Here is a 24,629-nt window from a genome sequence, read left to right on the forward strand (position 1 = left end):
GTACATCCCTGCGTGGTTCCTCTGTGTGTGCGCCAGGCTACTGGGTGACGCCAGAGCGATCGACATGGCGGTCGATGATCAACAACGTGTCACCCACCAAGCCGAACAGTCCCGTGATCGACCGTCGGGGCGGCATCGACGCGTGCGCATCCGCGGACCGCGCCCACGCTCGACAGGCCCCGCATCACTCCACGGCCTCCAGGGTTTCGCCGTCGGCCACGAGCGCGTCCAGCCCCGCCACCTCGGCGTCCGTGAGCTCTATCCGGGCCGCGGCGGTGTTCTCCTCCAGGTGCCGTGGCGATGACGTGCCGGGGATCAGCAGGATGTTCGGCGACCGCTGCAGCAGCCACGCCAACGACACCTGCGCCTGCGTGGCACCATGCCGCTCGGCCGCTCCCCGAAGAGCCTCGTCGTCACGAGCCCTGCTACTGGTGAAACCCGAGCCCAGCGGGAAGAAGGGAACGAAGGCCGTCCCGGTCTCGGCGGTCCGGCGCAGGAGCTCGGCTGCCGAGCGATTCACGAGATTGTAGAGATTCTGCACCGCCGCGATCGGCGCGATCGCACGGGCCTGTTCGAACTGATCCACCGAGACGTGCGAAAGCCCGATGGCGCGAATGAGCCCAGCCTCCCGGAGCTCGGCCAGGGCACCGACACGGTCGTCCAGCGCGGTACCGGACTCACCATCCATGAAACGCAGATAAACCAGATCCAGCGAGTCCTTGCGAAGGCGCCGCAGGTTGTCGTGTACCTGCGCGCGCAACGCATCCGGGTGGTTCAGCGGCAGCCAGCCGCCCTGCTGATCCCGGTAAGCGCCGATCTTGGTGGCCAGCACCAAGTCCTCGTCGTAGGGACGCAGCGCCTCGGCGATCAGCTCGTTGACCACCCATGGGCCGTAGAAGTCGCTGGTGTCGATGTGGTTGATGCCCAGTTCGACAGCACGCCGCAGGATGCGCATCGCACGGTCGTAGTCCGTGGGTGGCCCGAACACACCGGGGCCGGCAAGCTGCATCGCACCGAATCCGAGTCGGTTGACGGTCAAGCCCGTACCCAGTTCCCGAGCACCACCGAGGATGGTTGATGTCGTCGTCACGGGGGTGATGTTGTTCCAATCGGGGCGTATCGGCAACCGGGCAGTGGAGGAAGTCGCAGATTGCCACTCGAGCACTCCCACCGAATGGGATCACACCTGCGGCAGGAGCAGCAGCCACCGCCCGCCGATTCCCACGGCCGCAAGGCCGATCACGAACCACAATGCGAGCCACACCACTGCGGGGACACGAGTCAGGTGTGCAAGCTGATCGGCGTCGGAGTGCACAGCTCCGCCTCTCCTGCGCTTGCCGCCCAGCTCGGCGAGCGGGCGAATCCCGCCGAAGAGCAGGAACCAGCTCAGCAGTGCACAACACAATGCCTGCACCGCAGGAGCAGCCCACCAGGACACCACGAACACCAACGCCGCGGTCACGAGCACCGACAGCACGCCATGGACATTGCGCAGCGCGAGCAGCATCGCGACGAGCAAGCCGACGGTGATCCACAGCATCGTCTGGGTCCGGTCGATGACGACCAGCCACGCTCCTGCCAGACCCAGCAACGACACGGCCGGGTAACCGGCGAACAGGGTGACGACCATGCCGAGGCCGGTGGCCCGGCCTGTCGAGACCGTGAGTCCGGAGGTATCCGAGTGCAGCCGGATCCCGTTGAGTTTGCGACCGCTGAGCAGGGCCATCGCGGCGTGGCCGCCCTCGTGCGCGATGGTCACCACGTTGCGCAGCAGCGGCCAGGACGTGTGGGAACCGACCAGGACGAGGGCCACCGCAGCCACGGCCAACGCGGTCAGATCGCCGAAGTCGGGCAGCCACAGCGCGAACCGCCGCGATAATTCATCCACAGGAGACACTCACCGTCCGGGGATCGGGGCTCTCCTGACAGGATGCCACGGCGGCGATCACGGCAGCGGAAGTCCGCGACGAACTCATCAGCGGACTCCTCGGCGAAGCTTCCGACGGAACCGACCGGGCTCATGCCCTGAGCTGTACATCCTGCGATCCGGCCGCGGCCGGATCGAGCAACCGGTGCGCCAGCAAGGTGCCACCGACGACCGCGGAAGGAATCACCACGAGCTGCACCACCGGAACGAGACACAGGAAATAGGTCGACAACCCGAAACCGAGTACTCGGGCACGGTGGCGCCGCAGCACCCGATGCCGTTCACGAAGCCGAAGGCCGCCACGCTGGAAGACCAGGCCCACCATCTCCAGGCTGATCACCCAGGCACCGAACAACGCTGCCAGGATCGGCGTGACGACCTGCCCGGCAACGGGCACGAACCCGAGAGCGAACAGGACGAGCCCGCCGGCGAGCGTGATCAGCACGAGCTTGGCCGAGTCCCGGACACCACGGCCGGTCTGACGCAGCCACCCGGCACCGTCCCCGGTACTGTTCAGCCCCCAGCGCTTCTCGGCAACCTCGGCGATGTGCTCGTAGAAGGGTCCGCCGATCAGCAGTGTCAGAGCGATGAACGACAGTGACCCCACCAGTGCGGCGGCGCCGATGAGGGCGATGCCCACAACGATCCGAACCGTACGTTGCCAGGCCTGTGCCCAGTCCTCGGCGAAGGGCGTCATCCAGCCGATCAGGTCCCCACTGAAATAGATCAGTACACCGAGGGCACCCACGAGCAGAACCGTGCTCAGCAGCGCAGGGACCGCCCCGATCAGCAGCAGCTTCGGTGAGCGCAGAATGGTCCCGAAGCCGGTGCCCAGGGTCCGGACACCGGCGGTGAAGTTGCGCAAGATGGTTCGTCTCCAAGGTCCTGGGCCGCAGGGGTCCCGGCGGCGGAGCGCCCGAGCGGCAAGGAGTCCGAGAGCAGGGCCTCGTACCGGTGGGTACCATGATCATACCCACCGTCGAGTCGACAGGCGGGCGTCACCGCTTGAGATGATTCTCCCGCCGGATGTGGCGGCTGGTGCGAGGCGCACGTCCCTTCAACGGATACGTGCGCCGGGGTCGGCGTTGCTCCTGGAGGGCATACAGCTCGACAAGCGCCACATCGGGGTTCTCGCCGCCGTAGCAGCGCCAGAGCATGGTGAGCAACTCGTCCTCGGTGAGCACCCAGCGACGGTCGAAGACCCAGTCACCGCCGGACCGATCCTCGTGACTCATTGCCGTCACCCCCGAGCAAGTCGGTGCACGCTCGCAGGCTCACTCGGTGCCTGCCTACCCCAGAATACCCCACATCACAACTACCGAGCGTGATACGCGAGCCGCCGACACATCAGCGGGCGGGTCCGCGGCGGTCGGGGGACACCGCGGACCCGCCCATCCCTCCCCCTGACTTCAGGCGAGTGGTTCCCGAGTGGGTTTTTCACTCGAGCCCCGGGAACCGGCCGTCTCAGGCGATGATGCGGATGGGATCTTCCAGCAGCCCGGTGAGCTGCTGGAGGAACACCGCACCGACGGCACCGTCGACGGCGCGGTGGTCGGCCGACAGCGTCACCCGCAGCATCTTGCGGGCGACGAACTCGCCGTCACGCACCTGCACCTCGTCCTTCGTCTCGCCGACCGCGAGGATGCCTGCTTCCGGCGGGTTGATGACCGCGGTGAACTCCTCGATGCCGAACATGCCCAGGTTCGACACGCTGAACGTGCTGCCCGTCATCTCGTCCGGCTTGAGCTTGCCCGCACGAGCCCGCTCGGCTTTCTCGCGGCCCTCGGCGGCGATCTCCGAGACGCTCTTGCGGTCGGTGTCGGGAATCACCGGCACCACGAGTCCCGAGTCGATCGCCACCGCGACCCCGAGATGGACCCGCTTGTGCTGCAGCAACTTGTCCCCGGCGAAGGAGACGTTGAGCGAGGGATTGGCCCGCAACGCGGTCGCCACCGCCTTGACCACCAGGTCATTGAGGCTGACCTTCGGGCCACCCGCGGCCTGCAGACGCTCGTTGAGGTCGGCCCGGAACGCCACGAGGTCGGTCACGTCGACCGCACTGGTGAGATAGAAGTGCGGGGCCTGCTGCTTGCTCTCGGTCAGGCGCCGGGCGGTCACCTTGCGGATGTTGCCCAGCGGGATCTCCTCGACGTCGTCGCCGGTGGCTGCCGACGACGCGGCGGGGGCTCCGGAGGCGGGGGATTCCGCGCTCGGGGCGGAGGCCTGCGCAGCCGGTGCCGCGGGCTGTTCGACCGCGGCGGCATCGATGTCGGCGCGGATGATCCGGCCGTTCGGACCGCTGCCCGTCACATTCGTGAGATCGACGCCCCGATCCTTGGCGACCGCCTTGGCCAGCGGCGACGCCTTCGGCCTCGCGGTGTCGCCGGAGTTCGTCCCGGCGGCCTTCTGCGCGGCGGCCTCTTGTCCGGCGGATGGCGCAGCCGGGGCAGCGGCTTGCTCCTGCTGCCCGCTTTCCGGCTGAGCCGGCTGGGCCTGCTGAGCGGAGCCGTTCCCGGCGGGCTCGGCGGCGGCTGCCGAACCGGACCCGTCCCCCATCAGGCCGATGGGGGTGCCGATCGGCGCCGTCTGCCCCTCGCCGATGAGGATCTTCTCCAGAACGCCCTCGTCGTAGGCTTCCATTTCCATGATGGCCTTGTCGGTCTCGATCTCGGCCACCACGTCACCGCGGTTGATGTGCTCGCCGACCTGCTTGCGCCAGCTCGCGATCACGCCTTCCTCCATCGTGTCGGACAGGCGCGGCATGTGGATCTCGGTCATGGTCTTCCTTCGGGAATCTCAGCTCACCGGCGGCGGCCGACGGCGTCCAAGGTTTCGTGCACGGCAGTGGTCAGGGATTCGGCCGAGGGCAGTGCGGCTCGCTCCAACGGCTTGGCGTAGGGCAACGGCACCTCGGCCGCGGCCACGCGGCGCACCGGAGCGTCGAGGGAGTCGAAAGCACCATCCGAAATGGACGCCGCGATCTCGGCACCGATACCGTAGGTCAGCCAGTCGTCCTCGGCGATGACGGCACAGTTCGTCCTGCGTACGGACTCCACGAGGGTCTCACGATCCAGTGGGCGCAGACTCCGCAGATCCACCACCTCGGCGGAAATGCCCTCTTCCTCCTGCAGCTTCTCGGCCACCTGGTGAGCAACCGTGGCCATGCGGGAGTAGCCGATGATGGTGATGTCACTGCCCGGCCTGGTCACCGCTGCCTTGCCGATCTCGGCCGGTTCGGCAGTGTCGGGCACCTCGCCCTTGGTGTTGTAGAGGGCGAGATTCTCCAGAAACAGCACCGGGTCGTTGTCGGCGATCGAGGCCCGCAGCAATGCCTTGGCATCGGCGGGTGTGCTCGGTGCCACCACCTTCAACCCCGGAACGAACGCGTAATACAGCTCGATGTTCTGCGAATGGGTGGCGCCGAGCTGCTGACCGCCACCGCCGGGAGTGCGCATGACCATCGGCACGCTGCACTGACCGCCGAACATGCCGTAGATCTTGGCCGCGTGGTTGACGATCTGATCCAGTGCGATCAGCGAGAAGTTGATCGTCATGAGCTCGGCGACCGGGCGCAGGCCCTGCATCGCCGCGCCGACCGCCGCGCCGATGAAGCCCTCTTCGGCGATGGGAGTATCGCGTACTCGCTTCTCCCCGAACTCGTCGAGCAATCCCGCGGTGATCTTGTAGGAGCCCTCGAAGACCCCGATCTCCTCGCCGATGAGGAAAACATCCTCGTCGGCGAGCATTTCCTCGCGCAGTGTGTCGTGCAGCGCTTGCCGGTAGGTGATGACGGCCAAGGGTGTTTCTCCTGGAAGTACATCGTGAGCGGCGTGGCCGTTCGACGGCCGTGGCCGCTCACGAACCGTGGTGGGTGGTCGCCTGCGGACTCAGAACACCGGGTCGGCGGGCAACCGTCGGGAGTCGTTGGCCACAGGAGTGGCATAGGTGTAGTCGAACAGCGTCGACACGTCCGGGTGCGGGCTGTCGTCGGCGAAGGCCACCGCCGCGTCCGCGTCCGCCTGCGCCTGGCGCTCGATCTCCGCGGCACCGTCCTCGTCGAGCACGCCGGAGTCGATCAGCTGAGCGCGGAAGGCCACCACCGGATCGGCGGCACGGGCGGCCTCCACGGATTCCTGGCTGCGGTACTTGCCCGGGTCCACGACCGAGTGCCCCTTGAGCCGGTGGCTGACGGTCTCCAGCATCGCGGGCTCTCCGGTCTCGCGCGCGTGCTCGACCAGGCGGCAAGCGGCCTCGTTCACGGCCACGACATCGTTGCCGTCCACCCGCTCACCGTGCATGCGATAGCCCACCGCGCGCTTGTACAGCTCGGACTCCGCCGAGGACTTGTCCACCGTGGTGCCCATCCCGAGGTAGTTGTTGACCACGACGAAGACCACGGGCAGGTTCCACAGCGCCGCGATGTTCAGCGACTCGTGGAACGCACCGATGTTGGTGGTGCCGTCGCCCATCTGGCACATGACGACCTGATCGCCACCCCGGTAGTCGATGGCCAGCGCAGCACCGGTGGCCAGCGGGACCTGCCCGCCGACGATGCCGTAGCCGCCGAGCAGCCCGGACTCCACGTCGAACATGTGCATCGAGCCGCCCCACCCCTTGGAGGTGCCGGTGGTACGCCCGTACAGCTCGGCCATCACCCGGCCGGGTTCGATCCCCTTGGCGATCGCGTACCCGTGTTCACGGTAGTTGGTGAACAGGTAGTCGTTTCGGCGCAGGGCACTCATCAGGCCGACCACGGTGGCTTCCTCACCGAGGTTGAGGTGGCAGTAGCCACCGATCTTGGCCTGCGTGTAGCCCTGAGCGGCACGCTCCTCGAAGCGGCGAATGAGCGTCATCTGGCGGAAGTAGTCGCGCAGCGTCTCGGGCGACTCGTCGCTGAACACGTTCTGCGCGTCATGCTGCACGCGCTTTCCGCTCGTGCGCGTGCCGTTACGACGAGACTTGGTCCCACCGGAGGCGGGCTTGTTGCGGGTAGCCGTCTCAGCCATCACGGATCCCTCTTTTCCGAAGCTTGATATCGGTGAAGTGCGAGCACTTGCTCGGGCGTGGTCGGCGCCGCCACGGCGGCGTCGGTTTACCGCCGCCGTGGCGGCGCGGTGTGGACGGGTAGCCCCAGGGCGGACATCGCCGCCTCCATGCCGACCTCGCCGAGGGTCGGATGGGCATGGATGGTCTCGGCGAGTTCGTCGAGGGTCGCCTCCAGCGTGATCGCCAGTGCGCCTTCGGTGATCAGATCGCTGGCCGAGGGACCGATGATGTGCACACCGAGTACCTCGCCGTACTGCTTGCCTGCCACGATCTTCATGAAGCCCTCGGTGTCGCCGTAGGTCTTCGAGCGACCGAGCGCGGCGAACGGGAACTTCGCGGTGACGATCTCGTGGCCGAGTTCGACGGCCTGGGCTTCGGTGAGCCCGACACTGGCGACTTCCGGATGGGTGAACGTCGCGGCGGGCACGGCGGTGTAGTCGATGCGGGTGTGCTCGTTGCCCGCGATCACCTCGGCGGCCGTGATGCCCTGATGCGAGGCCACATGCGCCAGCAGCGCCTTGCCGGTGACGTCGCCGATCGCGTACACGTGCTCGACATTGGTGCGCAACTGATCGTCGACCTGCACGAAACCGCGGTCGTCGGTGGCGACACCGGCGGTGTCGAGATCCAGTGCGGCCGTGTTGGGCTTGCGACCGACGCCGACGAGCACCACGTCCACGTCGACTTCCTGTGCCTTGGCCCCCTCGACGGTGACCCGGAGCCCGGTCGACGTGCCGCTTTCGATCTTGGACACGGTGGATTCGGTGAGTACCGAGATACCGCTCTTGCGCAGTGACTTGCCCAGTTCCTTGCCGATCTCGGCGTCCTCGGCGGGCACCAGGCTCGGCATCATCTCGACGATCGTGACCTCACTGCCGAGAGTGGCGAACAGGCTCGCCCATTCCGCGCCGACCGCGCTCCCACCGACGACGGCGATGCGGTCGGGTACCTCGGTGAGGCCGAAAGCACCGTCCGAGGTGATCACGCCGGGCAGGTCAGCGCCGGGCAGGGGCAACTGCACCGGGACAGAGCCGGTGGCGATGAGCACATCGCGGGCACGGACCTGTTCGATCGGTTCGGACCCGGCCGGAGCGGCGGCGTAGCGGGGTCCTCCCGTGCCGAGTTCGGACTCACCGGTCGCGTAGACGTCCACCGTGGTCGGGCTCGTGAACCGTGCGTGGCCGTCGACGACGGTCACACCGTTGGCCTTGAGAAGTCCCGCGACCCCGTCGGTGAGGTTCTTGACGATGCCGTCCTTGCGGCGCGAAACCGCATCGTAGTCCAGCGTCACGTTCTCGGCGTGAACACCGAAGTCGGCGGCGTGCAGCACGGTCTCGTAGACCTCGGCCGAACGCAGCATCGCCTTGGTGGGGATACAACCCCAGTTCAGGCAGACCCCGCCTGCCTTCTCCTTTTCCACCAGACCCACCGACAGGCCACGCTGGGCGGCCCGGATCGCGGCAACGTAGCCGCCGGGACCGCCACCCACCACGAGAAGATCGAATTCCTGCACTTCGCTGTGCTCCTTTGTCTGCACGCGTCGGTCGTGACCGTCGAACAATCTCACCGAGAGTGTCGTGACCACGGACACTTTCGCGCCATGCTCGGCCGCCCAGACTTGAGGGCCGACTACTGTGCATCCCGCACAGCGAGAGCCATATCGAACACTCACCGCGCACAGTGAAACACATTTGGTCACAACAGACGTGCGCGCAACGCACAACACAGGAGAAATCACGAAGGACCGGCAGGAGCATCAATTTCTTGACATTTTCGCTCGCCAGGTAGTTGACAAACTTACACCAGCAAGGTAGCCGGAATCACTTCGGCTCGTCGCCGCGGAGTCGAAGCGCCGACAAGGCAAGTGACAACGCAACGTAAGCATCTCGCCCGTACAACGGGCGCCCGATCAGGGTAGTGATCCGATGCAGACGGTTGAGCACCGTATTGCGGTGGCAGTGCAGGCGAACCGCAGCGTTGGCAGTCGAGCAGTTCTCCTCCAGCCAGGCGGTGAGGGTGTCCAGCAGCATGTCGCGCTCCTTGGCCGGAAGCGCGAGCACCGCACCGAGCTGGGAATCCAGCAGCCGCTGCGCCAGATCAGGCGACTGCACCAGCAGCGCCTCCGGATAGCGCTGCTCCAACGACACCAGCTCCGTCGCTCCGTGCGGCGCCGTACCCAAGGTCGTCAATGCGAGCTGGTGGGCCAGGCCGATTTCGGCCAGCCCCCGCACGGCGGGCGAGGAGGCCACCCGGCCCCGCGCGAGCTGCCGGAGCGTGCCGAGAGCCGTCTCCTCGTCGTGCTGTTCCAGCGCAACCAGACCGACCAGGGTGTCGGCCCGGACCTGCCACACCGAACGGATGTGCAGAGCGCTCAACGCCGCCTGCTGACCGCGCAGCGCGAAACTGCCGTCGGATTTCATTTCCGCCACGACGGCGAGATACCGGCCACCGGTGGGCAGGTCGAGTTCCTTGGCGGTGCGCTGAGCGAAGGCGGTATCCCTGGCACGTCCACTCAGCAGATCCTCCACCAGTGCATGACGCCGCTGGTCATCGCGGCGCAACTGTTCCAACTCGGTGTTGCGGTAGGAGGTCGACAGTGTCGAGGACAGACCGTCGATCACCGTCCACATCGAGGTGGCCACTCCCAGTACGGCATCCGGATCGACCCCGTCGGCATGGGCCTGCTCGACCAGCGCTTCCCAGACGATGCGGCCACCGAGACGGAAGGTTCGCAGCATCACTTCCAGCGGCACACCCTGCTCGGCGCGGCGCCTGCCGATGGACGCCGCCACGCTGTCACCGTCCGGTCCGGCCACGGTTCCGCTCAGGATCTGCAGAATCCGGCCGAGGTAGTGCTCACATCCCTTCCAGAGGTCCTCACGCGGCACCGGACTGTAGTCCGTCCATTCCGGGTTGTCGGTGAAAATGGCCGCCATCAGCCGCTGCGCCAGCATCGGGACATCGCCGAGCCGTGCGCTGGCCAGCGAGTGCGTGATTTCCTCGGCGTCGCTGCCGGGAGCGACGCCGAAGAGGTTGCCGGGGGCCGGCTCGGACGGATCTGCTGCCACGTCCTCCGACGATACCGATGACGCAGGCAGCAACGGCGTGTCAGTGCGCTGCCATCCCACGAATCCGCGCCTACGGCGCTGTGCTGATCCGCAACCGGCGACGCAACGATCGGCGTTGTAACGTTTCCCGCTCCCACCGCGAAGCACAGGATGCCGGGCACGTCGTGCGACCGGCATTCCCACCCACCCGGAACACGCGGAGGTACAGCCATGCACAGCAGCAGCCGCCACACACTTGTGTCGGTGGTAGCAACGGTCACGATGGTCGTCATGACCGTCCTGCTGGCAGCATGGTTTCCTGCCCAACCCGGTCCGCCTCCCGGGGACGCGATCATTGCCGTGACCCCTGCTCGCTGACGGCTCACGAGCCACGGATCGGGGACACGGGCACCGGGAGACGGCTCACCGGACAGCGGTTCACCGTGGCACGGCGGCTTCGTGGATCTCCGCCCACGGATCGTGCTTGCGCCGAAGCCTGCGCGCCATGTTCGCGAGTCCGTAACCGCCGGGGGTTACCCGCGTGAGTTCGCCGGGTTCGAGCGGTGTCGCGGCGGGCGCGCCGGAGCGGGCACGCAGGGAGTACGGCGCGATCATCGTCTGGGCATAGGCGTTGCGGTTGATATCCAGGAATATCCGGTCGCCGCGCTTGTTCTTGCGTTGTTCGGTGGTGAGCCGCTCCGGGTCCTCCCGGACTGCCTCCTCGGCGATGTCATCGGCCCAGCCACGAACCCGGTCGAAGTCCGCCTCCGCAGCCAGCGGAGCCACGACGTGGAATCCCTTACCTCCGGTAGCCTGCACATGCGGTGCGAGCCCTGCCCGCCCGAAGCGGTGACACAGGTCCCGTACCACCGACCGCAGTTCGGTGGTACGAACCCCCTGGGGCGGATCGATGTCGAGCACGATCAGATCCGGCCGCTCCAAGGAACCCGCAGTGGACAGCATCATGTGGAATTCCAGACACGCCTGGTTGGCCAGATACAGCAGCGTCGCCGCATCATCGGCGATCACGTGATGCACCGGCCCTCCGCTACCGCGCTGGGGCACCTCCTCGATCCGGATCCAGTCCGGCAGATGGCCGGAAGCCTCCTTCTGGAAGAACCCCTCCCCTGCCAGACCATCCGGAAAACGACGCAACGTGAGCGGCCTGGCCCGCAGGTGCGGGACCATGACCCCGGCCACCGATCGGTAGTAGGCCACCACATCGCGTTTGCCGTAGGAATCGTCCGGATACAGGACCTTGTCCGGGCGGGACACCTCGATGTGCCCGCCATCGACCTCGAATCGCTCGCTGCTCGCGCTCACCGTGCCTCTCCCGTTCACCGCAGCTCGGGCATTCGAAAGTTGTCAAAGTCACGCCCGACCCGGTAAGAGAGCGGCGGATCCGGCTGCACCATGGATGGCGGGTACCCGCCATCCACACCAGTCAATCGACACCGGGGTGATATCGACCACCCCAGCTGATTCCACGAATCGGTGAATGCGGGATACTGACGACAACGCCCGTGCGTGAGTGGCACTCGCGCGAACCGACGCTGAAGGTGCACAGGCAGATGCCGAAGAAAACCAACCCGGTGGCGCAACGAAGCGGCACGTCGACCAATATCATCCTGACGGCGATCGTGCTGATCGTCGCGGTGGTGGTCATCGGTGGAGTACTGCTTTTCAATCGTGGTGGGGAAAGTCAGGCGGGACCGGGAGAGGCGGTTCCGGCTTCGGTGCTGCACCCGAAGGGCAGCAACATGGTCTCCCAGGGCCCGAAGGGCGCCCCCACTCTCGTCGAGTTCGTCGATTACCAGTGCCCCTCCTGCTATAGCTACTACCAGAATATGACCAGCAAGATCGAGCAGGAGTACGAGGGCAAAATCAACTTCGTGGTCCGCAACTACCCGCTGGACATGCACCAGTTGGCCGTTCCCGCTGCGAAGGCCGTCGAGGCAGCCGCGATGCAGGGCAAGTTCGAACAGATGTATCACAAGATGTTCGACAACTACAACTCATGGGCCGCGGCACCGAGTGGCCAGCAGCTCAGCACGAACAAGCAGGCCGCCGTCCGGCAGTTCGAGACCTTCGCCAAGCAGATCGGGCTCGATGTCGCCAAGTTCCGTGCGGATATGAACTCGCAGGAAGTTGCCCAGCGCGTCGAGCAGGACCGCGCCGACGGCAGCAAGGCCGGGGTTCAGGGCACTCCGACCTTCTACCTCAACGGCCGGAATTTCGAGCTTACCGGTAATACCGCTCAGGATCTCGACAACCTGCGGCAGAAGCTGGACGGAGCGCTCGCCAAATGACCGCCACACGTGATGCCGAGCGCGCCACGGACGATGCTGCCGCATCCACCGCCACCCCGTTCGGCAGCGGACTGCACTGGCTCTACGTGGTCGGCGGCGCCATCGGTTTTCTCGCCTCGTTCGTACTGAGCGTCGAGGAATACCTCAGCCTGCTCAATCCCGACTACGTGGCCAGCTGCAGCCTGAACCCGATCGTGTCCTGCGGTTCGGTCATGGAAAGCGACCAGGCCACCCTGTTCGGGTTCCCCAACCCGCTGATCGGTGTGGCCGCCTTCGCCGTCGTGGTGACCGTGGGAGTGGCGCTGCTGACCGGCCTGCGAGCACCGCGTTGGTTCTGGCTCGGGATGCAGCTCGGCACCACGCTCGGCGTGATCCTCGTGCACTGGCTGATCGTGCAGAGCCTCTACGAGATCGGGGCGCTGTGCCCGTACTGCATGGTCGTCTGGGTGGTCACCATCGCGATTTTCGCCTACACCACCCTGCACAACCTCGAACAGGGGCACCTGCCTGCGGGTGGTGCCCGTCCCGCGGTACTCGGCCTGATCCGCTTCCACACGCTCGTGGTCGTGCTCTGGTATCTCGTGATCGTCGCGCTGATCCTGCAGGCCTTCTGGAGCTACTGGACCACCCTGCTCTAGAAGCTGGCCCGGCCCGGCACAGGGATCTTCCGGTTTGCCGGGAACACTCGTTTGTCCCTTGCCGGGTCCGGGTACCACACGGCCATGAATGGTGTCACTTTGACATCCGATCGGCCGTGGAGCGCTCTCCTCGACGGGTGGCAATCTGGAGCGACCCCCCAGGGTGGGGAGTCCCGATATTCCTCTGATTCGATGTGCGGTGGTCTCGAATGAGGTTGGAGCGAGGTGTCCGCGTGTCAGCGTCCGATCCCGATTTGCCCCAAGTCCCTACCGGGGAGCCCGAACCGTCCGCGGCAGCCCCGGACCCCGGTGCGGAACCTCCCGTGGAAGTTCGCGTCTCCGCTGAGGCCACACAGCTGTCCGTGATGCGTGCCGTCGTCGGTGACCTGGCGATGCGTGCCGACTTCGACGTCGACTCGATCGCGGATCTGCGACTGGCCGTTGATGAAGCATGCTCCTCGTTGATCCGCAGAGCGGCCGGCGACGCCTGGCTGCTGTGCCGATTCCGCTGCGGAGCCGACGGCCTGTCCCTCACGGCAGAGGTGACCAGCGACGAGTCTTCCGCACCCCGTACGGACACGTTCAGCTGGCGCGTGCTCAGCGCGCTCACCGATACCGTGGCATCCTCGGTGGAGGCTGCCGGTGACGGCGCCGGAAGGCACGTGGTGCGTATCGAGCTACGCAAGGGACGGACGGACACGAGTGACGCCAGGGGACTCTGAATCCGCTGCTCACTCCCGAAGTCAACGTTACGACGAGCTCGCTCCGCTGTTCGTCGAACTCTCGGGCGTGAGCAAGCAGGACCCGCGTTATGAGGAAATACGCGACAAGCTGGTTACCGAGCATCTGCCGGTGGCCCAGCACATCGCGCGTCGTTTCAGCCACCGGGGAGAGTCGCAGGAGGACCTCACCCAGGTGGCGACTTTGGGTCTCATCAACGCGATCGACCGGTTCGACCCGCAGCGCGGAGTGGACTTCCTCTCCTACGCGGTGCCCACGATCATGGGGGAAGTGCGCAGACACTTCCGCGACACCGGCTGGGCAGTGCGAGTTCCGCGACGGCTGCAGGAGCGGCATCTCTCGGTATCCTCGGCCATCGCCACCCTGTCCCAGGAATTGGGGAGGGCACCGACACCGAGTGAACTGGCCACGCACATCGGGATCAGCAAGGACGAGGTGTATCAGGGGCTGGAAGCCGGTAATGCCTACCGGAGCAGCTCACTGGACGAACTCCTGACCAATACCGACGAGATTCCTCTCGGGGATGCCATCGGTACGGAGGATGCCGAGCTCGGCGAGGTGGAAAATCGCGAGGTGATCCGGCCACTGCTGGACGAACTCGGCGAGCGCGAGCGGCGCATCCTCATCCTGCGCTTTTTCCGGTCGATGACCCAAACGCAGATCGCCGAGCAGGTCGGTATCTCCCAGATGCATGTGTCCCGGCTGCTGTCGCGCACACTGGCCTGGTTGCGGGAACGACTCGAAACCGAGGCTCCCCGGGAACCGGTGGCCAACGAGTAGAGGATCTGCCACGAGCGTGCTCAGGCGGTTGCCGTACCGGTACCGCCTGAGCAGAGACGCCCGAAGCAGAGTTGCCCGGGACCCGGTCGGGGGAGAATCGGGCCCCGGGCAACAGTCTCGAGGGACTTTTCGCCTCAGGCGAGGGAGAAGCCCTGGTTCTTGAGCCACGGAATCGGGTTGGTTTCCTGACCACCGGCGCCGTGGCGCACCTCGAAGTGCAGGTGCGGACCGGTGGACTGGCCGCGGCTTCCCACAGTGGCGATCTGCTGGCCGGCCTCGACATGCTCACCGACGCTGACCTGCGACTGATTGATGTGGCCGTAGACGGTCACCTTGCCGTCATCGTGCTTGATCCGTACCCACAGACCGAATCCACTGGCCGGCCCGGAGCTGATGACCTCGCCTCCGGACGGCGCGTGGATCGGGGTCCCCATGTCGGCACCGATGTCGATACCGGCATGCGAACCACCACGGGTGTGGTAGCCGGACGTGAGCCTGCCGCTGTCGACCAGCTTGCCGCCGGATTCGGCCGACGCGGCCTTGGGCTTGGGTGCGGCAGCTGCGGCCTTCTTCTCGGCGGCCTGCTTGGCGGCCTGCTCCGCGGCCTTCTGCGCTGCGGCCTTTCTCTCGGCGGCCTGCTCGGCAGCCTTCTGCGCGAACGCCTTCTTCAGGCGGATCTGCTCCTGGACAGCCTTGCGCTGGGCTTCCTTCTTGCGCTGGGCGTCTTTCGCAGCCTGAGCCTTCTCGGCCTGGGTCTTGCCGGAGTCCTGGTCCGCGGCAGAAGCCCCACCCTCGTCGGATTCGGGTGACTGAGGTGCCGGCGCCGGAGCCTCAGCGGGCTGGGCTCCGCGCAGCTCGATCGAAGCCGGAGCCTCCTGGGCCTTGTTCACCGATGCCTGCATCGGCTGCTGCGCGGCCATCGACTTCACGTTGTTCTCGGGGGAGTCCGATCCGTCGTCGATGAACGACTGACCCACCGCGGCGAACGCACCGGTGGCAACGACTGCAGCGATGACCTTGTTGCGGACGGGGGTGCGGGAATCGCTGTGTGGCGTGCCGTATCGGAGGGAAGTCGGCAGGTATCCCATGAGGGAGGAAATCTTGCCGGGACCACCCTCGTCGCGGTTCTTGCCCATGTTGGCCTTTCCGTCTCGGGGACGGTCCGGTTACTTCCCGTCGGGGAGGGGGCCACCTCTCGGGGGTGAGGTGATTCGTAACCGAACCGTGACGTACAGCCGAGAAGGTAGCGGAGAGTTATTGCTGCATCAAGCGTTCACCCATTCGTGTGCAGGTCTAGCGCACTCTTCTGGCCCGACCAATCACGAAGTGTATTTGCCAAAGATGACCTTCAGGTTACGAAAAAAACCAAACGGTTACTTGGCACAGCGACGCTTCCGGGGCCCATCAAACCGATCTCGGCTCTCCGGGACGATCATCGGCAACATGTCGGCCGATGCGCACGTTTTCGCTGGTGTGCCCACCAGCGCTCCTTGATCGAAAAAGCGTTGACGATCTCCCGCGCCGATGATTCTCGACAATCGCACAGCAGAGAGCAGTCGCCGACTCACCGGTATGTCGTCCTTGCTTGCGAATGCCGATCTTCCTGCGCAGTCGCCGGGTATCGGCGATGGAAGACCGAAAAGTGACCTTGAGCACATATCACGAGAAGCCTTCACGTCAACCCGTGTATCGGACGAACGATCCGCCTCGGCGAGGCGCCCTTCGAGAGAGGGCCACAAGAAATCAGCGGGAGCTCAGCAGCAGGCATCATCCGACGGTAGGTGCCCCGGGTGCGGTGGGGTTTCCGCACGCGCCCGGGGCACCGCTCCCCGTACCGCGGTCCTTCAGGCGCGACCGCACACGCATGGCACCCGCCTCGCGGATACACACACCGCCTTGGGAGGGTCTCTCCGGGGCCGGGGCCCGTATCCGTCCTTCAGCAGGCGATGCGTCCCAGTGTGCACGTCGCATTTGGCATATTCCAGAGCCGCACCATGACTCTTCGCGCAAGCGATGGCCACGAGCGCGCAGCAGCAGGTCGGCACAGCACCGGTGATCGTGACCATCCGTGACCCGGCCATGCACGATGACCCGGCCGTCCTCGTTCAGCCCTGGTCGCGCATGGGGCTGGAGGCGGTGCGCCATTGCACCGTGGGGCGCATGGCGGCCAGGTCCACGCGGTGCTTGTGGGCTTCGGCCACCTGGAACAGCGAGTCGATGAGGGTGTTGGACAGCAGGTGTGGCTGCAGCCCCAGTTCCACCAGCCCGGTGTGGACCACGTTGTAGTAATGCTCGGCCTGCTCCACCCGCGGGTTGTCCAGGTGCTCCACATCGACGGCGCCGTCATAGCCGTTGGCCACGACCTTGGCGATCTCGCCGACCGAGAAACTCTCGGTCATCTGGTTGAACACCCGGAACTCGCCGGACTCGGCCGGGTTCTCCGCAGCCAGCCGGATGCACTCGACGGTGTCCCGGATGTCGATCAATCCCCGGGTCTGACTACCGGACCCGTACACCGTCAGCGGATGCCCCAGCACGGCCTGGATGACGAAGCGGTTCAGCACCGTGCCGAAAATGGCGTCGTAGTCGAACCGCGTGGCCAACCGCGGGTCCCGCTCGGTCTGCGGGGTCTCCTGCCCGTAGACCACCCCCTGGTTGAGGTCGGTGGCCCGCAACCCCCAGATGCGGCAGGCGAACTCGATGTTGTGACTGTCGTGGACCTTGCTCAGGTGATAGAACGAGCCCGGCTTCTTCGGATACAACACCCGGTCGGTGCGACCCTTGTGGGTCACCTCCAGCCAGCCTTCCTCGATATCGATGTTCGGCGTGCCGTACTCGCCCATCGTGCCGAGCTTGACCAGGTGGATATCCGGGTTGACTTCCTCGATCGCAAACAGCACGTTGAGGTTGCCGACCACATTGTTGTGCTGCGTGTACACCGCGTGCTTGCGGTCGATCATGGAATACGGGGCGGCACGCTGCTCGGCGAAATGCACGATCGTATCCGGCTGGAACTCCCGGATCATATGCACCGTGAACTCGCCGTCCACCAGATCACCACAGTAGACCGCGATGTCCTTGCCGGACACCTCACGCCAGGCATCGACCCGCTGCTGCAACGGCTCGATGGGCACCAGACTCTGCACACCCATCTCGTGGTCATAGCCCCGCCGGGCGAAATTGTCGGCCACCGCCACCTCGTGGCCGCAGTCGGACAGGTGCAGAGCGGTCGGCCAACCGAGGTAGCCGTCCCCCCCGAGGACGAGGATTCGCACGCCTTCTTCTCCCCTTCGTGATATTGACGCTGCCTGTTCATCGGCAACACGACCAAGCTGGTCGGCCACCTACCGTCGGCACTCCCCGACACACCGATAGTCCGACCTGCCGGAAAGGTACTGCTTGATCGTAGCGATGGGAACAACCGGTATCGCCTCGCCCCGACGGACTCCTGGAAGAATCGTCTCACCTCCCGGCCCCCGGGGACAGTGGTCCCCATGGCAGGAGATCTCCATATCGCCGAGTACCGCCGAGCACCCGGAGCCACACAGCCGACCGGAGTATCGTTGCCTGGCACGGCTCGCCCCGTCCCCGGACGGTGCGAGCGGAAACGGTCGAGGAGCAATCGTGCAGCATGCCACCGCAAACGCCGGCCGGACGGCTTCACACCGTGGCCGGTACAGGCGGCTGATCAAGAGATTCGCCGCCGCCTCGGCGGTGGCGACCGTGTCGAACCAGGTCGTGTTCGTGACCGCCTATGCCGCCGGGGCGTCCCCCGTGCTGGCAACCGTGCTCGCATGGCTGGCAGGAGCCGTACCGAACTTCCTGCTCAATCGACGCACCTGGGGCAGCGGTGGGCGCACGGCGCTGCGTGGCGAGATCCTGCGCTTCGTCACCATCTCGGTGAGCACCGCACTGCTCGCCGCCTTCGCGACGAGCAGTGTGGAGCCGCTGGCACTGCGGTTGTTCAGCGAGTCCCCCGGTGCCCGAATCGCTCTGGTCTCGGCGGTCTTCGTCGCTACTTACGCGGTGATGTTCGTGGTGAAGTTCGTCCTGATGGACCGCATCGTGTTCACCGCTCACCGATGGCGGGGGCCGACTCGGTGACCGTACCGACCGCAGTCGCACCCGAGGTGTGGCTGCGGGTGCGGCGCTCCCGCAGCCACGTGGTGAACACGACCTTGGCGTACCGGTAGCCGTAGAAGAGATTGTTGCCCTTCTTGCTGTGCCCGGCTGTACGAGCATGCATCGTCATCGGCTGCTCCAGGACCCGGTACTTGTGGGCGAGGATGCCCACAAGCAGTTCGGAGGACTGGTACTGCGGCTGCTCCAGGCGTACCGCGGCGGCAACTTCGACCTTCATGGCCCGGAAGCCGAACGACGTATCGGTGACACGTTGCCCGGTCAGAGCACTGACCAACCAGGCGAACACGTAGGTTCCGGCACGGCGCAGCGAGTCGGTGGTCTCGCTGCTACCGAGCCGCCGGGACCCGGTGACGAAGTCGGCCTCGTCCTCGATCAGTGGCTGCAGCAGCTTGGGCAGTTCGGCGATGTCGTACTGCCCATCGGCGTCGGTGGTCACCACGTAGCGAGCACCACGCTCGGCCGCCAGTCGGTAGCCCAGTCGCAGTGCAGCGCCCTGACCACGGTTGGCAGGGACCGTGCAGGTCTGCGCCCCGTGGCGCAGCGCCACCTCACCGGTGTTGTCCGTGGCCCCGTCCACCACGACCAGGGTGTCCACGTCGAACCCGCAGCTGGTGGCGGGCATCCCGTCGAGGACTCCGCCGAGGGCCTCTTCCTCGTTGTAGGCGGCGATGAGCACGACCACCGGAGCGAAACGGCGCCCGCCGTAGCGCTCGGCATAGTCGTCCAGTGCCGCCCGGTCCACCTCGTCGGGGGAGTTCGGGGCCATGGTGTTCTCCTTCGGTGATGCCGTGGTGGCAGTCGTATTCGTCACGGGGCCTGGGGAATCGGGGGGTCTGCGTCCCGTGATGGCGGTGATGCCCAGCGCACCGGCAACGGGAAGCAGCACCAAGCCGGGCAGCTGATAGCGCCAGGAGAATTCCAGCGCCGCCGCCGTCATCAGCACGGTGACAGCCATGCCCGCAGGCAGCAGGCATACGGCGCGCAACCCGGAACGCCGCGCCCGCCCCAGTCCCAGCACGGCGGCACCGGCGATCAGCAACGCGGCGCCAAGCACCGTGCCCGGGGCATAGCCGCCGCCCAACTGGTAGGTGCGCAGGAAACCGGCCAGGTCCTCGTTCACCGAGTAGGTGCCGTCGTCATAGCGCTCCAGCCACTTGGCGACATACTCCGGCTGCTGGCCGTACATCGGGTAGCTGGTCTGGAACTGCCAGCGGGACAGCGGAACATCGCCCGGCGACTGGGTACGCGTCGGCGCGAAGCCCTTCAGGAAATCCTGCAGCACGCCACCGAGGACATCGAACGGCTGATTGAGGATGACCTGCACCGCAAAGGAATGCTGCACGGCCGAGTAGTCGAATCCCTCCGGCAGCGCTTCGACGTTGTCCTCATTGTGGAAGTAGTGGACGTAGTAGTCGATACCGTTGAGCTTGCGCTGCGGGATGGGTTCATCGGGACACACCCGCCGTTCCTCGGGAGTGAGATCGAGTTTCTCGCACTCGGCCACCACCGCCGTCCGGCCGTAGAGAACGCTGCCGGTCGACGTGCTCAGGGCGGGCACCCCGGTCCAGATCATGTGGTACATCGCATAACCGAACAGGACGGCGACGAATCCGGCCGCCAGAGCGCCTGCGGACAGCAGCCGCCGCTTCCACCCGTCTCTCGGACGCAGCCCGGCGGCCAGCAGCACGAACACCGCCGCGGGCACCACCAGTGCCACTCCCACCAGCCGCACGATCACCGAGGTCGCCAGCACCACCCCGGCCACCGCCGCCAGCCGTGGTCCGGGAGTGCCGCGCCAGGTCAGCAGGATCACCGCGACCAGCAGCAGAATCTGGAACAACAGATCCGACATGATCAGGTGTTCGATCTGCAACTGATACGCGTCGAGCAGCACCGGCGCGGCGGCCAGTGCCGCGATCCAGCGGCGGCATCCCAGCCGCAGCAGCAGTACGTAGATCGCGATGGCCAGCGCCAACCCCAGCAGGTGCTGCACGAGCACCACGAATCCCAGGTCCCCGATGAGCAGCAACGGTCCCAGAAGCAGGAGTTCGTAGCCGATCGGGTTGAGCCCGCCGGGGAAGAAGGCACCCAGATTCTGCAGGTACCGGTAGGAGTCGATGTAGAGCAAAGCCGGCTGGTAAGCCAGCTCGACGACCACACGCAACCCGATCCCGCCGAGTACCAGCACCACCATCAGCCAGTGATGGCGCAGCCCTCGTGTCAGCGTGGGGGTCATGTCGCTCCAGCGGGCGCAAGTGCCGCCGCCGCACGAAAGTCCTGCCATACCGTGTGCAAACCGTCGGTCAATTCCACCGTCGGGGTGTAGTCGAGTTCGGCGCGGGCCTTGTCGACATCGACGATCACCGCGGGCATCTCACCGTTCTTGGCGGGCACATGCGTGATCGGCAGGGGCTCTCCCGTCGCGGCACGGACCGCGTCGATCAGTTCCAGTACCGAGATCGAACGGCCGGACCCGATGATCACATTACCGCTGTGCTGCTTGTCGAAGGCGGCCACGATCGCCTGCACCACGTCGTCGACGTGGACGAAATCGCGGCTTTGTGCACCGTCGCCGTAGACCTCGACACCCTCACCGGACAACGCCGCCCGCATCAGCCGTGGGATGAAGCTGTCCTTGTGTCCCATGCCCGGGCCATAGATGTTGGTGAATCGCAGCGCGGACGTGGCCATCCCGTAAGCCCCCGCATAGCCGGACAGCAGCATCTCGCAGGCCGCCTTGGTCGATCCGTACGGCGTCAGCGGGCGCAACGGCAGCGCCTCGGAGATCGTGCCGTGGCCGATGTCGCCGACCACCGCATTGGTCGAAGCCAGGACGAACCGGCCCACACTCCGCCTGCGCGCCAGTTCCAACAGCCCCTGGGTGACCTCGACATTGGCCGTGTAGGTCTCGACGGGATTGTCGACCGAGCGCAGAACCGACGTGATCGCCGCCAGGTGAATGATGCCTGCGGTGTCCTCCGGGACGGCGGCATCGCGCACGGCGGGATCGACCAGATCGCCGGCGACGTGGGTCACCAGTCCCGCATGGTCGGGGTCGATTCGAGGGGGGCGGTGATCGACCACGGTCACCGGCGTTCCACGCTCGGCGAACGAGCGAACGACGGCACGGCCGACGAATCCGGAGCCGCCGGTGACGACAACACGATCAGTGCTCGACCGAACAGTGGAATGCTGGGCGACATCTGTCACGGACGGTGTATTGCTGGTTGGCACACGCGTGACTCTATCGACCGTGTTGTCTGGTCTGCGTCAAGACCACCCTTACCGGACCGCCATACCGCCTCATCCGTTCATCGAGCGGCTCAAACCCGTCAAACCGGTGGCGAACACACCGGCGGAGAAGGTCTTGTCCAAATCCGGCTCGTCGGCGCCCTCGGCGTCGTAGTGCGCATACCACTCCACGAAGGCCTGGTCGGTCTCGGTGATCGCGAAGACCCGGACCGTGGCGAGGTAGCCACGCACCGGAAAGGGGCCTTCGAGCATCTCGTAGGTATAGCTCTTGTCCAGGTCATCGAGCACGGTCAGTCGCTCGCGCACCGATCCACCGTCGCGCATCGTCAGGTAACGCACACAGCCGACCTCGGCGCTCGGCCTGTTGTCCTCGATCACGCTCGATGCGATCGCGGGGTGCCATCCCGGCAACCCGTTGAAGTCCCGCACGACCTGCCACACTCGCTCGGCCGTGGCCGCTACCACCGCACTCGCATACGACTTCGCCATGGTTCCTCCTCAGCGAAAGATGCCTTCCGTTCCTCTCGCAGGCGGTCGAGCAGGTCCTCAGCCGCTCCCCGGCCGGAGTTTCGTGAAAGCTCTGGTCTGCTCGGTCATGGCCTGTTCCGTGGGCAGGCGTTCCATGCTGCTCGCTCCGTAGAAACCGTGACAGCGCCGGGTTCGGGACAGCACGTGGGCCGCATCCTCGGGACTCGATATCGGACCACCGTGGCAGAGCACGATGATGTCGTCGCGGACGCGTGCCGCGGCCTGCGCCCACTCGTCGATCAGAGCAACACAGTCATCCAGGCTCTTGGCGGTATCCGCGCCGATCGCGCCGCCGGTGGTCAGCCCCATGTGGCAGACGATGATGTCGGCTCCGGCCTCGGTCATCGCGCGTGCGTTCTCGCTGGAGAACACGTACGGCGTGGTGAGCAGGTCCGCCTGTCGCGCGGCGGCGATCATCTCCACTTCGAGGTCGTAGCTCATGCCCGTCTCTTCCAGGTTGGCCCGGAAGGTCCCGTCGATGAGCCCGACGGTCGGAAAGTTCTGCACCCCGACAAACCCGAGGTCGCGGAGTTCGACGAGAAAGCGCTCGCGCATCATGAACGGGTCGGTACCGTTGACTCCGGCCAGGACCGGGGTGTGCTCCACCACGGGCAGTACTTCCCCGGCCATGTCGACGACGATGTCGTTGGCGTTGCCGTAAGCCAACAACCCCGCCAGCGAGCCACGCCCGGCCATCCGATACCGGCCCGAGTTGTAGAGGACGATCAGGTCGATACCACCGGCTTCCTCGCACTTGGCCGACAATCCGGTGCCCGCACCCCCGCCGACTATCGGCTCGCCACGGGCCACCTTGTCCTGGAGGCGCTCCACGAGTTCGGCTCTGTCCGGGGTTGCGTGGCCGCCACGCCCAAAACCGCCGTCGGTACTCATGGCCCCACCACCTCGTGGAAGGCCGCCAGTAGTTCCGCGACGAATTCGGGATCGTTGACGTTGTACCGTGACCGGCTGATCAGCCGGTTACCGTTCTGCTGCACCTCACGCTCCAATGTCTCGAACAGTGCCGCGTCGGCTTCGGGATCGTGAAACGGCTGCCCGGGGGCGTCCAGCAGGGACACGCCGCCTTCGGGAAGCAGGAACCGCACGGGCCCTGCACACGCGTTGAGTTTCGCCGCGAGGAACTCGCCGATACGCCTGCACTCCTCCGGGGTCGTACGCATCAGTGTGACCTGGGGGTTGTGCACGTACAGGTTCCGTTCGCGGTACCGGTCCGGCACGGTCTCCCGGCTTCCGAAGTTCACCATGTCCAAAGCACCGCACGAACCGACATAGGGAACCCCGCTCCAGGCGATCGCATCGAGTCGTTGCGGACCCGCGCTCATCACACCGCCTGCGATGAGATCGCATACCTCGGTGGTGGTGATGTCCAGGACGGCGGTAACGAGCCCATCGTCGACGAGCTTGTCCATCGCTCGGCCGCCGGTCCCGGTCGCGTGGAACACCAAGGGATCGTAGTCCGCCGCGAGCTGCTCGGCCACGGACGTCACACACGGTGTCGTCACGCCGAACATGGACAGCGTGACCGCGGGCTTGCTCTCGTCCTCCGGGACCGGGTGCGCCATTGCCCCCGCGAGCGCGTGTGCGGCATTGGCCAGCACGCGGCGAGAGATCCGGTTCAGTCCGGCGACATCGGTGACCGACGGGAACATCGCGATGTCGGCGGCGTCGACGTAGGTCGATACGTCACCGGAAGCCACCGTGGACACGAGGAACTTGGGGATTCCGACGGGCAGTGCCCGCATGGCGGGTGCGACCAGTGCCGTGCCGCCCGAACCGCCGAGTCCGAGGATGCCGTCCACGTCGGTACGGGAGGCCAGGAATCGTTCGAAAGCTTCGGTCATCGCGGTGACGGCCGAGCCACGCTCGCCGGTGAACACCGCCGCCACACCTTCCGGATGGTGGGTCGCTACCTCGGCGGCCGTGATGCTCGGGTCGGTGGACGTACCCGTGGTGGCGGGGCTGTCCGGGGCGTCGGGATTCTCCCCGGTACTGAGGTCCACGGCCACGACGGAGTGCCCGGTGGAACGGACGAGCTCCGCGACATGGCGCAGTTCCGTGCCCTTGGTGTCGAAGGTTCCGACGACGTACGCACTGCCCATCGCATCTCCACGGCCGGTTCCGCCATGATCGTCTCGTACCACCGGAGCCTACCGCCGATGTCGCGCACGCACATCCTTCGGCCACTACGGCATTCGGCGTA

General features: G+C 66.1%; 22 protein-coding genes. 5 read left to right on the forward strand and 17 right to left on the reverse strand.

From position 1 onward, the window contains the following. Window positions 1-184 precede the first annotated feature (184 nt). From JOF55_RS03095 to ligD, 10 genes are all read right to left on the reverse strand, one after another. Window positions 185-1,090, reverse strand: a complete 906-nt coding sequence (locus JOF55_RS03095) for an oxidoreductase (RefSeq protein WP_310269236.1) — start codon at window positions 1,088-1,090, stop codon at window positions 185-187. 90 nt (window positions 1,091-1,180) lie between these two features. Then, complete coding sequence (locus JOF55_RS03100; RefSeq protein WP_310269238.1) at window positions 1,181-1,888, reverse strand: M50 family metallopeptidase; 708 nt, start codon at window positions 1,886-1,888, stop codon at window positions 1,181-1,183. Window positions 1,889-2,018: 130 nt separating this feature from the next. Then, a complete protein-coding gene (locus JOF55_RS03105) occupies window positions 2,019-2,792 on the reverse strand; it encodes an EI24 domain-containing protein (protein ID WP_310269241.1) in 774 nt (257 codons plus the stop codon). A gap of 133 nt (window positions 2,793-2,925) precedes the next feature. Further along, window positions 2,926-3,162 (reverse strand): hypothetical protein, encoded by a 237-nt coding sequence (locus tag JOF55_RS03110; RefSeq protein ID WP_310269245.1) that lies wholly within the window; start codon window positions 3,160-3,162, stop codon window positions 2,926-2,928. Window positions 3,163-3,391: 229 nt separating this feature from the next. Further along, window positions 3,392-4,705: a dihydrolipoamide acetyltransferase family protein gene (locus tag JOF55_RS03115; RefSeq protein WP_310269249.1), complete on the reverse strand. Its 1,314-nt coding sequence runs from the start codon at window positions 4,703-4,705 to the stop codon at window positions 3,392-3,394. Window positions 4,706-4,728: 23 nt separating this feature from the next. Continuing rightward, entirely contained in the window at window positions 4,729-5,724 is a 996-nt protein-coding gene (locus JOF55_RS03120; RefSeq protein WP_310269252.1) for an alpha-ketoacid dehydrogenase subunit beta, read from the reverse strand. A 90-nt stretch (window positions 5,725-5,814) separates the two neighbouring features. Further along, window positions 5,815-6,933: a pyruvate dehydrogenase (acetyl-transferring) E1 component subunit alpha gene (gene pdhA / locus JOF55_RS03125; protein ID WP_310269255.1), complete on the reverse strand. Its 1,119-nt coding sequence runs from the start codon at window positions 6,931-6,933 to the stop codon at window positions 5,815-5,817. 86 nt (window positions 6,934-7,019) lie between these two features. Further along, on the reverse strand, window positions 7,020-8,486 hold the full coding sequence (gene lpdA, locus JOF55_RS03130; RefSeq protein ID WP_310269257.1) for a dihydrolipoyl dehydrogenase: 1,467 nt from the start codon (window positions 8,484-8,486) through the stop codon (window positions 7,020-7,022). A 307-nt stretch (window positions 8,487-8,793) separates the two neighbouring features. Beyond that, window positions 8,794-10,041, reverse strand: coding sequence for a PucR family transcriptional regulator (locus JOF55_RS03135; RefSeq protein WP_310269259.1), 1,248 nt, complete (start codon window positions 10,039-10,041; stop codon window positions 8,794-8,796). Window positions 10,042-10,458: 417 nt separating this feature from the next. Beyond that, a complete protein-coding gene (gene ligD, locus JOF55_RS03140) occupies window positions 10,459-11,343 on the reverse strand; it encodes a non-homologous end-joining DNA ligase (RefSeq protein WP_310269261.1) in 885 nt (294 codons plus the stop codon). Window positions 11,344-11,591: 248 nt separating this feature from the next. On the opposite strand from ligD, the gene JOF55_RS03145 reads away from it, so the two are divergent. From JOF55_RS03145 to JOF55_RS03160, 4 genes are all read left to right on the forward strand, one after another. Next, window positions 11,592-12,329 carry a DsbA family protein gene (locus JOF55_RS03145; RefSeq protein WP_310269263.1) on the forward strand — a complete coding sequence of 246 codons (738 nt, stop codon included), beginning with the start codon at window positions 11,592-11,594 and terminating at the stop codon, window positions 12,327-12,329. Then, entirely contained in the window at window positions 12,326-12,967 is a 642-nt protein-coding gene (locus tag JOF55_RS03150; RefSeq protein ID WP_310269265.1) for a vitamin K epoxide reductase family protein, read from the forward strand. The genes JOF55_RS03145 and JOF55_RS03150 overlap by 4 nt, the downstream gene beginning before the upstream one ends. A gap of 233 nt (window positions 12,968-13,200) precedes the next feature. Then, a complete protein-coding gene (locus tag JOF55_RS03155) occupies window positions 13,201-13,689 on the forward strand; it encodes an ATP-binding protein (protein ID WP_310269268.1) in 489 nt (162 codons plus the stop codon). Continuing rightward, window positions 13,670-14,488: an RNA polymerase sigma factor SigF gene (locus JOF55_RS03160; protein ID WP_374727212.1), complete on the forward strand. Its 819-nt coding sequence runs from the start codon at window positions 13,670-13,672 to the stop codon at window positions 14,486-14,488. The genes JOF55_RS03155 and JOF55_RS03160 overlap by 20 nt, the downstream gene beginning before the upstream one ends. Window positions 14,489-14,622: 134 nt before the next feature. Here JOF55_RS03160 and JOF55_RS03165 read toward each other — a convergent pair whose 3' ends face one another. After that, window positions 14,623-15,624, reverse strand: a complete 1,002-nt coding sequence (locus JOF55_RS03165) for a M23 family metallopeptidase (RefSeq protein ID WP_310269274.1) — start codon at window positions 15,622-15,624, stop codon at window positions 14,623-14,625. Between the two features lie 969 nt (window positions 15,625-16,593). Then, window positions 16,594-17,763: an NAD-dependent epimerase/dehydratase family protein gene (locus JOF55_RS03170; RefSeq protein WP_310269276.1), complete on the reverse strand. Its 1,170-nt coding sequence runs from the start codon at window positions 17,761-17,763 to the stop codon at window positions 16,594-16,596. A gap of 349 nt (window positions 17,764-18,112) precedes the next feature. Here JOF55_RS03170 and JOF55_RS03175 point away from each other — a divergent pair, with 349 nt between their 5' ends. Beyond that, a complete protein-coding gene (locus JOF55_RS03175; RefSeq protein ID WP_310269279.1) occupies window positions 18,113-18,592 on the forward strand; it encodes a GtrA family protein in 480 nt (159 codons plus the stop codon). Here JOF55_RS03175 and JOF55_RS03180 read toward each other — a convergent pair. From JOF55_RS03180 to JOF55_RS03200, 5 genes are all read right to left on the reverse strand, one after another. After that, window positions 18,558-20,867, reverse strand: coding sequence for a glycosyltransferase family 2 protein (locus tag JOF55_RS03180; protein ID WP_310269282.1), 2,310 nt, complete (start codon window positions 20,865-20,867; stop codon window positions 18,558-18,560). The genes JOF55_RS03175 and JOF55_RS03180 overlap by 35 nt on opposite strands. Continuing rightward, window positions 20,864-21,841, reverse strand: coding sequence for an NAD-dependent epimerase/dehydratase family protein (locus tag JOF55_RS03185; protein WP_374727372.1), 978 nt, complete (start codon window positions 21,839-21,841; stop codon window positions 20,864-20,866). Before JOF55_RS03185 ends, JOF55_RS03180 begins: the two co-directional genes overlap by 4 nt. 93 nt (window positions 21,842-21,934) lie before the next feature. Then, window positions 21,935-22,372, reverse strand: a complete 438-nt coding sequence (locus JOF55_RS03190) for an SRPBCC family protein (RefSeq protein ID WP_310269288.1) — start codon at window positions 22,370-22,372, stop codon at window positions 21,935-21,937. Between the two features lie 57 nt (window positions 22,373-22,429). After that, entirely contained in the window at window positions 22,430-23,302 is an 873-nt protein-coding gene (locus JOF55_RS03195; RefSeq protein WP_310269291.1) for a phosphoenolpyruvate hydrolase family protein, read from the reverse strand. After that, window positions 23,299-24,528 carry a Tm-1-like ATP-binding domain-containing protein gene (locus JOF55_RS03200; protein ID WP_310269293.1) on the reverse strand — a complete coding sequence of 410 codons (1,230 nt, stop codon included), beginning with the start codon at window positions 24,526-24,528 and terminating at the stop codon, window positions 23,299-23,301. The genes JOF55_RS03195 and JOF55_RS03200 overlap by 4 nt, the downstream gene beginning before the upstream one ends. Window positions 24,529-24,629 lie beyond the last annotated feature (101 nt).

Source organism: Haloactinomyces albus, from assembly GCF_031458135.1.
GTDB classification, from domain to species: Bacteria; Actinomycetota; Actinomycetes; order Mycobacteriales; family Pseudonocardiaceae; genus Haloactinomyces; species Haloactinomyces albus.